This window comes from Bacteroidota bacterium (assembly GCA_018692315.1).
Classification (GTDB): Bacteria; Bacteroidota; Bacteroidia; order Bacteroidales; family JABHKC01; genus JABHKC01.
Genome location: JABHKC010000036.1, coordinates 1 through 10921 on the forward strand (window position 1 = coordinate 1; position 10921 = coordinate 10921).

The window sequence follows — 10921 nt, forward strand, 5'->3', positions numbered from 1 at the left end:
GTACTGAACAGAAGTCATTTGATAAAACTCGGTGCCATCGCCCATTTGCCAGCTTAGAAAATAAAGTGATGTATCGTAAGGATAAAATGGCTCAATTGAAATTTCTGTATAATTGATACTTGTATTGAAATATGAATTTGGTACACCGCAATAATTTATATTATTATCCTCAAAACTCGCCACAAAAATATCATTCCCGCCATTGCTCGAAACTGTGATCGTGTCAATGGTCATGGAGTTTTGGAAGTAGCCGGTGAGGGCTATTGTGCCGGTTTCAGAAACGTCAATTGAGTTTGCTCCATCATCGGTAGTGCCACCAAAAGCTTCTGCCCAGAGGAAACCACCGAAAAGGTCGTATTTTGCAAGGAAAATGTCGGTGCCACCATTCGATGTTTTGCTTTGACCGGTAAAGTTTATTGTGTTTTCAAATCTTCCTGTGATATAAATTCCGCCAAGCTCGTTCATAGAAATTCCAAATGCCTGATCATCACCGGTTCCGCCGGCACTTACTACCCACTGCCACTGCCCCACACTGCTGCAACAAGCTACAAAAATGTCGTAGCCACCGTTGCTTGTAATCGATTGGTTGCCAAAAGTTGCTGTGCCTTGGAAATATCCGGTGATGTATATAGTTCCTGCATCATCAACAAAAATATCACGAGGAATATCTATATTTGAACCTCCTGCTTTTTTAGACCAAATGAAATTCCCTGCATTATTTAGTTTTATTAACAGAATATCTTCTTCTCCACTTGAAGCGTATGAAACACCATTAACTGTAACTGATGATGTAAATTCAGCAATAACATAACTATTTCCTGCCATATCTGTTTCAATATCAAAAGAAACATCCCACCAATTTGTAGTTATAGATTTTGCCCAATCTACAATACCGGTAGAGTCAAATTTTGCAATATAAATTGCTCCATAGTAATTTAAAAAACTGATAGTATCAAAGTTTGAAGTAGAATTATAATAACCGGTTAAAAATATGCTTGAATTATTATCAATTGCCATTCCTTCACATTTATCGTATCCACCGCCACCAGCCCGACGAGCCCATATCGGCTGCCCAAAATCATCAACTTTTGTTAAAAAAATATCCTCTCCACTCATGCTGTAGGGTTCTAAAAGTTGATTCCCTATCGTCATATTTCGCCTGTAAGTTCCTGAGACATAAATGCTATTGCTTTGAGATACAGCAATTTCAGTTCCTTCACAGTCGAACATCGAGGTTATACTTTTTACCCAATTTAATTCACCAAGTGAATTATACCTTAAAATAAAAATATCCTTGTCAAAAGAGTATTGATTATATCCATTAATGCTAATTGTATCAAAAATTGCAGCATTTTTATAATATCCTGTAAGCAACAAGTTTTGATTTTTGTCAAAACAAATTGCTTTTGAGCCATCGTCATAAAGTCCGCCACCAGTTGATATCCAATTGGTGTTTATTGTTTGCGAAAATGAGAATAAATGTGTAAAAACTAAAACTATTATATAAACTATCTTTTTCATAACACTGGAATTTAAGAATTTAAAATTATTCATGAAAAAGAGAGCTTTATCAATTTTCAAAAAATAGAATCGAAATTGTGTCTTGATTCCAACATTTGTTAATATGGTCTTTTGCTTTATTCCAATATCTGCTATAGCCTGAAATACTATTTTGGATAAAATAGCTATTATAAAAAATAATAGTATTTCTGCTTTCATAATATTGCTTTTTGCTTAATAATTTTCAAATATAAAACAAAAAATGGTTGATGTCAAGTAATTTTTATTATTTGGATAGATATTATTTTGCAGTAATACTATTTTTTTTGATTAAAAGAAGATGTTATTTCCAGTAGCTCAAAACAACTTTTAGTCTATATGAAAAATTATATATAATAATCATTCTGTTTTCAGAAATAATCAAATTATAATCAGTAATTTTGTTGCTTTTTATAAACTATAATAAAGTCATATAATATGAGCAACAAAGGAATAGAACATTATTTGGAAGCTGCCGAACGCTCGCAGAAATGGCATCTCGAAAACAAAGCCAAAATGAAAAAATGCAGGTTCGATACTATTGCAGTTCATGGAATTTACTCAATGCAGGAAGCATTGGATTTTAACCAAGGTTCAACTATTGAGCCAATCTATATGTCTGCTTCGCAAGCCTATCGCGATTCTGACGAAATGGAAGCGGCATTGAGCTATCAAATACCAACTTGGTGTTATTCACGAATTGGAAATCCGAGCATGTATTATCTCGAAGGAGTGTTAGCTCTGATTGAATCGTATGGCACCGATGTAGAAGCCTCGTGTTGTGCAACCTCATCCGGAATGTCAGCAATTCAAAGTGCATGCGATCCATTTCTCGTTGTAGATAAAAATTATCCTAACGACAAAATGAATTTTGTTGCAACAGCTCAAGTCTATGGGGGAACTTTTCAGCAATTTGCTATAAGAAAAGATCAGGAAAAAAATATTGAGTGGAAAAAAATCATTAACTCAAATGACATTAATGAATGGGAATCTCAAATTGATGAAAACACTCGATTTCTATATGGAGAAATGCCAAGTAATCCCGGATTATCATTTTTCGATCTTGAAAAAGTAGTTCAACTTGCACATAAATACAATTTACCAATGATTGTGGATGCAACAGTAGCCACACCTGCCTTAATGCGTCCTCTGGCTTATGGTGCAGATATAGTTATACAATCTGTTACAAAAACTCTGTCATCAAGTGGATTTGGAATTGCCGGAGCTCTAATTTCCAGAAAAAATATCACTAGCAAAATTGACAACCCATTGATGAAAGAAGATTTTGCTACCTATATCAAAGCACTTCCTAACAGAGACAATGGGCCGAATATATCTCCAATGAATGCCATTTTAACATTAAACGATATCAGAACTTTACGTTCGAAAATTGATTTAATGAGTCGTTCTACTTTAAAAATTGCAAAATATATCGAAAATCATAAACATATCGAAAAGGTTGATTATCTGGGTCTTGAATCTCACCCTTTACACGAATTGGCTAAAAAATATCTTGTTTTGGTAGATTCTGAACACGATGAATTGTACAACGAGAAAGTAAATCGTTTTGGACATTTAATGTCGTTCAGAGTTAAAGGAGGAGCAAAAGAAACCAGAAAAGTATTCGATGCTTTCGAAAGAATATGGCGTGCTACCGATCTTGGCAGAATAAAATCTGTTGCGACAATCCCATCCATTTCAACACATTCGCAGCAAGGCGAAGAAGGAAGAAAACTTGCCGATATTCCACCAAACTTAATTAGACTTTGCGTTGGAGCAGAACATCCTGATGACATAATCAATGACATTAAACAAGCTCTGGAAGTTTTAGATGGAAAAAAGATAACATATACCTCTCCTGAATTTTCTGCCGGTGGAGCTTCATCTGCTACACTTCAGAGAAGTTGATAAATGAGATAGTTTGTAAAGTTGAAAGTAAGAGGAATGCGAATTAGTAGATTTGAAGATATTCTATCTTAGCAAAAAGCGAAAGAATTGGCAAAACTAATATATTCAATATTTTCCAAAAGTAAGGATTATGGATTTATAGACCATATCCTCCGAGCTTCTGTATCAATTATGAATAAAATCTCAGAAGGCTTTGAACGACAAACAAATGCTGAATTTAGACAATTTCTATATATTGCAAAAGTATCTTGTAGCAAAGTTCGTTAAATACTATAACTGGCAAAGGATTTAGAAAAAATAAACAATGAAGAATTTAAAATTGCTTATTCATTAGCAATGTATATATCAAAACTATTATCAGGTAGTAAAAACTTTATAAATTTCAACTAATCTTATATGAAAAATCCACTATTATTCTATTCGACAAATCAAAAAGCCAAACCTTTAACTTTTGGCGAAGCATTGATAAAAGGATTAGCTCCTGACAAGGGATTATATATGCCTGAAAAAATTCCCAGCTTTACGAAAGAGGAAATAGCCAGTTTTTCAAAGATGGAATATCACGAAATAGCTTTTGCAGTTGGGAAAAAATTTCTATATGGTCAGATCTCAGATGAAAATTTGTTTGAAATAGTAAAAGATGCCTACAATTTTTCTGTACCTCTTGAAAAGGTTTATGACAACAAATTCGTCATGCGATTAGATCAAGGACCAACTGCTTCCTTTAAGGATTTTGCTGCCCGAATGATGGGACGTTTAATGCAATATTTTTTAAAAATAAATAACAGGAATCTTCTTATTCTTACTGCCACTTCTGGAGATACTGGCAGTGCTATCGCAAATGCTTTTTATGGATTAAACAATATTAAAGTTCTTGTGTTATATCCAAAAACTGAAGTTACCGACAGGCAACGAAAGCAAATGACCACTCTCGGAGAAAACATAAATACAATTGCTCTTGATGGGAAATTCGACGATTGTCAGGCACTTGTAAAAGAAGCATTTTCTGATAGTGAGCTTGATTATTTGAACCTGTCTTCAGCAAACTCTATAAACATTGGGCGTTTAATTCCACAAATTGTATATTATTTCTACTCCTTTGCAAAACTTCGCAAAGGCACTGAAAACGATGATATAATTTTTTCAGTTCCATCAGGCAATTTTGGCGATATGATGGGAGGAATAATTGCCAAAAATATGGGACTTCCTATCAAAAAATTTGTGATTGCAACAAACGAAAACGATGAGTTTCCAAAGTTTTTGTCAAGCGGTGAATACGAAAAAATTGAACCTTCGAAAGATTGCCTATCAAGTGCTATGAATGTGGGTCATCCAAGCAATATTCCTCGTCTGATAGCTCTATACGGCGGTGTTATGGACGAAAAAGGAAATATTTTCAAGCAGCCCGATATGCAAAAACTCAGAAACGACATTTTTGCAATTTGTGTAAACGATGAAGAAACAAAAACAACAATAAAAAATGCTTACGACGAGTATCAACTACTTCTCGAACCACATGGAGCAGTGGGCTGGAAAGGGCTACAAACGTATCTTAGCGAAAATCCTGAAGACAAAAACCAAGTTTGTGTATCATTCGAAACTGCTCATCCGGCTAAATTTCCAGAACAAATAAATAATATCCTCAATTTTGACCCGGAACTACCGGATAGTTTGAAAGGTTTAGAAAACAGACAAGAAATCATTACAGATATGTCAAAAAGTTACATTGATTTTAAAAATTATCTGAAAGATAACTATTAGCAAAAGTTTATCTTCTTTAGGTTCAAATAAAAAAATAAAATCCTAATAATATGAAATATATAATAATTCTTGGGGACGGAATGGCAGATTATCCTCTCGAAAGTCTTGGAAACAAAACCCCATTGATGGCTGCAAATATCCCTAACATTGATAGTCTTGCTACAAATGGAAGATGCGGAAAACTGATAACTGTGCCATCCGATATGCCACCCGGCAGCGAAATTGCAAACATGGCAGTTCTTGGCTACGATGTAAGAAAGGTTTATCAAGGAAGAGGAGTACTCGAAGCAGCAAGCATGGGGGTAGAGCTTGAAAATACCGATATGGCAATGAGAATGAATTTAATTTGTATTGAAAATGAAAAAATCAAAAATCATTCCGCCGGACATATTAGCAACGAAGAATCATACGAATTAATAGATACCCTCAAAAACGAATTGGAAAACGATATTATAAAATTTCATCCTGGTGTGAGCTATCGTCATCTTATGTTAATTAAAAATGGGAAAAACAATATCTCATGTACACCTCCGCACGATGTACCTGGGACACCTTTTAAAGAGGTCTTAGTAAAAGCAAAGGACGATGACAATAGTACAGCAGATTTGTTAAATTCTCTTATTCTGAAATCTCAGAAAATTCTTTCAAGCCATCCGGTAAATAAAAAACGAATTGCAGAAGGAAAAGACCCTGCAAATTCAATTTGGCCATGGTCGCCCGGAAACAAACCAGAAATGAAGACACTTCAGGAAAAATATGGAATTAGCGGAGCTGTAATTTCGGCAGTCGATTTGCTTTACGGAATTGGCTCTTATGCCGGAATGAAAGCAGTGAAAGTTGAAGGTTCAACAGGATTGTACGATACAAATTACGAAGGTAAAGCAAAAGCAGCAGTTGAGGTTTTGAAAGAAGTAGATTTGGTCTATTTACATATCGAGGCTAGCGACGAAGCAGGCCACGAAGGCGATGAAAAACTAAAAGTAAAAACAATAGAATATCTCGACCAAAGAGTTGTGAAATATATTGTTGAAGAAACTGCCAAAATGCAAGAAGAAGTTACAATTGCAGTTATCCCCGACCATCCTACTCCCTGTGCTCTACGAACCCATACTCACGATCCTGTTCCTTTCATTATTTATCACCCGGACATCAAAGCCGATAGTGTTACAGAATACAACGAAGAAAGTACGAAAAAAGGATATTATGGAATTCTTGAGGGAGAGGAATTTATGAAAACTCTTTTGGCTTAATATTTTGAAATACATTCCGATGTTTCCACCAATCGCAATGTCAAGCTTTTTAAGCAATACGATCAAAGTGGATTTAATACATTTTGAATACGATTTTAAAGTAAATTCCCTGCTAGTGCAGATTTGCAATCCGTGCGTCTAACAACATTAAATTAACCTTAATTGTTAAGAAAAATATTTATCTTTGCTAAATGATTGGCAATTACAAAACAAATGAGGTTGATAAAGCATATTTTATCCCAGCAAGTAAATTTCTGGATTACAGCGATTATGGACGCACGGATTGCAAATCCGCACTAGCCAGGAAACCACATTACAAATTATTAAACAAAACCCGATAAATTTCGTGAAACATGTTATTAACAAGAATTATTAGTACAGGGGTAATACTTTTGATGTATTCAATATATTCTTTCTCTCAATCTGATACAGAAATAAAGAGTAATATCATTTACAATCTTCATAAGCAGGCAGATAGTGCTGTAGTTGCAAAATTGGATTCGTTTGACTTTGATGTGATAAAGGAAAACTTAGTGTTGAAAATCCGTTTCAATTGTATAGATAGTTATAGAGATTATGATCAGGTGTATACCTTAAGTTTTCTTAAAAACTATAAAAAGGATACAACTTACCACAATCATTTTCTTGCTAGAAATAGTAATCGTATCTATGAGTCAAAGGATAAAAAGTATAAGCTTCCAGTCGTTTTTGGCGATTTTGATGCAATGTATAAATCTGACAGAAAAAAATACCCCTATCCGTTAACGGATGATTCGCACATAGTGTTTTTAATGATGGATTGCAAAGGATTTGAAATAAAGAAGGTTTGGTTTAATAAAAAAATTCCAGAGCAGTGGTTACGAAAGTAAGCTATATTAATATAAGCTCAGATGAAGTATCATTTGACCAGTTTCCATTTAAAAGATTAGTAATTAACCAGCTCGCGCGGATTGCAAATCCGTGGGTATAATAACACGGATAAACTTTAATTATTAGCCGACATGTTGTTCTTGTTCACAGGTTCTACAAAATGAATAGTAAAACAAGAGATTTACTATTCAATACACTCTTTTTCACATCGCCGCAATATTTTTAAGTTTCACAGATTTGATAAATCCGTCGAGCACGTGCAGGATATGGCTTTTGTCTTCTTTTTCCATTTTTCCGATTTCATCTATGCGTTTTAGCATGGCAGGGTCTTTTAGCAAATCTTCTGATAGCTATCAGAATTGCATAGATTTCTTTGTATCTTCATGAAACCGCTTCTATTTTTATTATTTTTTTGCCTCTAACCTAAAGGAAGAAAATAATGGAAATAGAAGCTACATTGTGCCTGGAAATTCTTAAAATAATGTTGTAAAACATTTTTCCGGCAAATCATCTTTCAGGAAAGAGGCAAAATTTACCGGCAAAATATTTTACGATAATTGAAACCACTCACGCCGACATGTTGTCTGTGTAATATATCCTGAATAATTCATAAATATTTCTACTACAAGCCCAAACTGTACATCATCTTTGACCGTCCTCAATTTTTATTCCATCAAAATAGCTCGCTATTACTCAAAAAGAATCTGTGGTAGTTCAAATCTGACACACATTTTGAGCTTTCGTTACGAAAATTTATGAATTAATCAGGATAGAGACTTAAGTAATAACTTTTAAGAAAACCTGAATTTAGTACTCAATTATTTTACAAAAGTTTATATATTGTGCCTTATGAAAAAAAGTTTTTTGATGTCAGGTAATTATAAAATAAATGACCATAAAAAGCCTTATTTTGTTAGAATAACAAATGTAGGTTGGAAAAGGAAAACAGGGACAACATGTCTGCCTGAGACTGTAACAAAACATTAATCAAACAAATGTAATTTTAAAAAAAGAAGAGATATGCCAGTAATTACAAAGAAAAATAAAGTAGCTTTTGTGTTAAGTGGTGGCGGTGCCAGAGGGATTGCTCATCTCGGAGCAATAAAAGCACTGAACGAAAAAGGAATATTTCCAGATTATATTTCAGCGGTAAGCTCAGGTGCAGTTTTTGGAGCTTTATACGCCGATGGATATTCGCCAGACGAAATACTTCAAATGTTTATTAATTCAAAATCGAAATATTGGGAATTGTCTTTTCCAAAGCAGGGATTACTCAAAATTTCAAAACTAACTCGTACTTTAAGGAAAAACTTAAAATCAACAAATTTCGAAACTTTAAAAATTCCTCTCTTCATTGCTGCAACTGACTTAATAAATGCAAAATGTGTATATTTTTCTTCAGGAAATTTGATACGTATAATTATTGCATCGGCAAGCATTCCGGTACTGTTTTCTCCAGTGGTGATAGACGGAATCCCTTATGTTGATGGAGGTGTTTTAAATAACTTGCCAATAAATCCAATTCGAAGTCTGGCCGATAAAATAATTGGAATTCATGTAAATCCTTTGAGCAAAGAAAAGGAATTCAATAATTTAGTGAGCATTGCAATACGTTCGTTTCACTTGAGTATTGGAAAAAATGTAAGATACAAATCTCATCAATGCGATATGTTTTTCGAACCACCAAAACTGAACAAGTATAGCGTTTTGGAAACTTCAAAACTAACCGAAATATTTGATATTGGATATAAATATGCTAAAAATAGGCTTGAAAACGAACTTAAGTCTAAGCTCAATGAATTTTCTTAATTGCCTGATTTGCAACGAATCAGTGTACTGAAAAGTTATTATGTCCGGTTCTAAATAATTCCTTTTGTTTTTTGTGCAAGTTTGTGCTTCTCTGAGCAAGTTTGTGTAATAGTTGTTTCACAAAGAAAGCTTATTGTTAACTTCAAGTTTTCGACATTGATTAGTTTCAATGTTTTTATGCGGTTCTTAAAAGAAACTTAATAATAGTCTTGCACAGTTTTTAAGTTGAGGAGACAATTTACAACGGGATGTTTGATTTAATCGAACCAAATGAAATTTTTGATTTTTTCATAAAATTAATATTCAATTTTCATTGAGTTACAAATAATAAAAATCCCCATTTATAGGGATATATTTTCACTTCATTTTTGTAAAATTTAAAATCCATATTCATTATAAATTTGTGCTTAGTTTTAATATATGTTGTTTATTTAATAAATATGAAAAATAAGCAGAGGAATACTTACAAAAAATCTATATGTTATTTGCTCTCTAATCTTTTGTTGAAATCGAAGCATATAAATCATATCATCTGTTATTTCATCATATGTAATCTAAGCAAATTTTAAAAATGATTATTATGCTTAATATTCTTATTTATTTGCAATCTAACAATCTATTTTTCTATATTTGGATAATAGTTATTATTCTGTTTTTGATGTGTAAAAGCATGATTATAAAACAATTTGGGAATTTAGATATTATGATTTTAACAATAACAAAAACTGTTCAAATATTTTAATCAAAATTTTATGAAGACATTTTACATACTAATTGCAAATTTAGGTTTTTTCTTTTTTATTAATTCAAACCTTGTTGCTCAAACTTACATCCTGAACGAAGATTTCAGTACGGCAACAGATACTATTCCGCCCATAGGATGGACTCAGAACCAAGTACAAGGATTAACAACAGACCTATGGCATTTCGACAATCCGGGAGGACAAACATTAGCCTATCCATTTATTGGAAACTTTGCAATTTTCGATAGTCAAAACTATTCATCGGCTGGTGGGGCAGAAAATGTTTGGTTACAAACTCCGGCTTTCGATGCCTCAATTGGGAGCAATATTTTTTTGTTTTTCGATCATAAATTTACCGGAACAAGTCCCGACACTGCCAGAGTTGAAGTTTTCGATGGGATTTCCTGGAATATCGTAACAGAATTTACAAACCCAACAATAGGAATCTCAAGTGAAATGTTCAATATTTCTACATTTGCAGGAGGAATTTCAAATGCTATGCTACGTTTTGTATGGATAGGAAATGGTTTGCATTTTTGGGCAATCGACAACATCAGAGTCTTTGCTCCTTTGAGCTTAGACCTTGGGATTGTTGATTTATTATCACCAACAATGCCATTTTCTTCTGGACTAAACGATATTGAAATTGTCATTAAAAACTATGGTGCTGATACAGTTCTCAATACTACAATTCAATGGGAAATAAATGGCAGTCTGCAAACCCCTTTTTCATGGATGGGGAATTTACCCTTTCTTGAGTCGGATAGCAATGTAGTTTTGGGCTCCTACAATTTTGTTTCAGGAATTCCTGTCGATTTAAAAATATGGGTAGAAAATCCAAATTTAGGATTCGATGCAAATCCACTGAATGATACAATTAATATTGGGCTTTCATCAAGCCTTTGCGGCAACTACACCATAGGAGGTACAAACCCCCATTTTCAGAATTTTACAGAAGCTGTTACTATACTAAACAATGCAGGAATTAGCTGCCCCGTAGTGTTTTATGTACGAGATGGAATTTATTCCGAGCAAATCGAA

At 33.6% G+C, this 10921-nt stretch carries 8 protein-coding genes; 7 read left to right on the forward strand and 1 reads right to left on the reverse strand.

Translation table 11 applies throughout. The features are described 5' to 3' along the window. Positions 1-1521, reverse strand: a 1521-nt coding sequence (locus HN894_03130) for a hypothetical protein (protein MBT7142305.1), incomplete at its 3' end; no start/stop codon positions are given. A 456-nt stretch (positions 1522-1977) separates the two neighbouring features. On the opposite strand from HN894_03130, the gene HN894_03135 reads away from it, so the two are divergent. The 7 genes from HN894_03135 to HN894_03165 all read left to right on the forward strand — a co-directional run. Further along, the gene (locus HN894_03135) at positions 1978-3447 is read left to right on the forward strand and encodes an O-acetylhomoserine aminocarboxypropyltransferase/cysteine synthase (GenBank protein ID MBT7142306.1); all 1470 of its coding nucleotides are present in this window, start codon (positions 1978-1980) and stop codon (positions 3445-3447) included. Positions 3448-3534: 87 nt separating this feature from the next. Next, on the forward strand, positions 3535-3714 hold the full coding sequence (locus HN894_03140) for a four helix bundle protein (GenBank protein ID MBT7142307.1): 180 nt from the start codon (positions 3535-3537) through the stop codon (positions 3712-3714). A 129-nt stretch (positions 3715-3843) separates the two neighbouring features. Then, a complete protein-coding gene (gene thrC / locus HN894_03145; protein ID MBT7142308.1) occupies positions 3844-5208 on the forward strand; it encodes a threonine synthase in 1365 nt (454 codons plus the stop codon). 50 nt (positions 5209-5258) lie between these two features. Continuing rightward, on the forward strand, positions 5259-6458 hold the full coding sequence (locus HN894_03150; GenBank protein ID MBT7142309.1) for a cofactor-independent phosphoglycerate mutase: 1200 nt from the start codon (positions 5259-5261) through the stop codon (positions 6456-6458). 353 nt (positions 6459-6811) lie between these two features. Further along, on the forward strand, positions 6812-7327 hold the full coding sequence (locus HN894_03155; protein MBT7142310.1) for a hypothetical protein: 516 nt from the start codon (positions 6812-6814) through the stop codon (positions 7325-7327). Positions 7328-8348: 1021 nt separating this feature from the next. Continuing rightward, positions 8349-9137, forward strand: coding sequence for a patatin-like phospholipase family protein (locus HN894_03160; protein MBT7142311.1), 789 nt, complete (start codon positions 8349-8351; stop codon positions 9135-9137). Positions 9138-9889: 752 nt separating this feature from the next. Next, positions 9890-10921 (forward strand): hypothetical protein (locus HN894_03165; GenBank protein ID MBT7142312.1); only part of this gene is annotated, 1032 nt, incomplete at its 3' end.

Bases quoted from the DNA above. Each gene is read 5' to 3' on its own strand.
- HN894_03135 (MBT7142306.1), top strand. From the start codon at position 1,978: ATGAGCAACAAAGGAATAGAACATTATTTGGAAGCTGCCGAACGCTCG.
- thrC (MBT7142308.1), top strand. From the start codon at position 3,844: ATGAAAAATCCACTATTATTCTATTCGACAAATCAAAAAGCCAAACCT.
- HN894_03150 (MBT7142309.1), top strand. From the start codon at position 5,259: ATGAAATATATAATAATTCTTGGGGACGGAATGGCAGATTATCCTCTC.
- HN894_03155 (MBT7142310.1), top strand. From the start codon at position 6,812: ATGTTATTAACAAGAATTATTAGTACAGGGGTAATACTTTTGATGTAT.
- HN894_03160 (MBT7142311.1), top strand. From the start codon at position 8,349: ATGCCAGTAATTACAAAGAAAAATAAAGTAGCTTTTGTGTTAAGTGGT.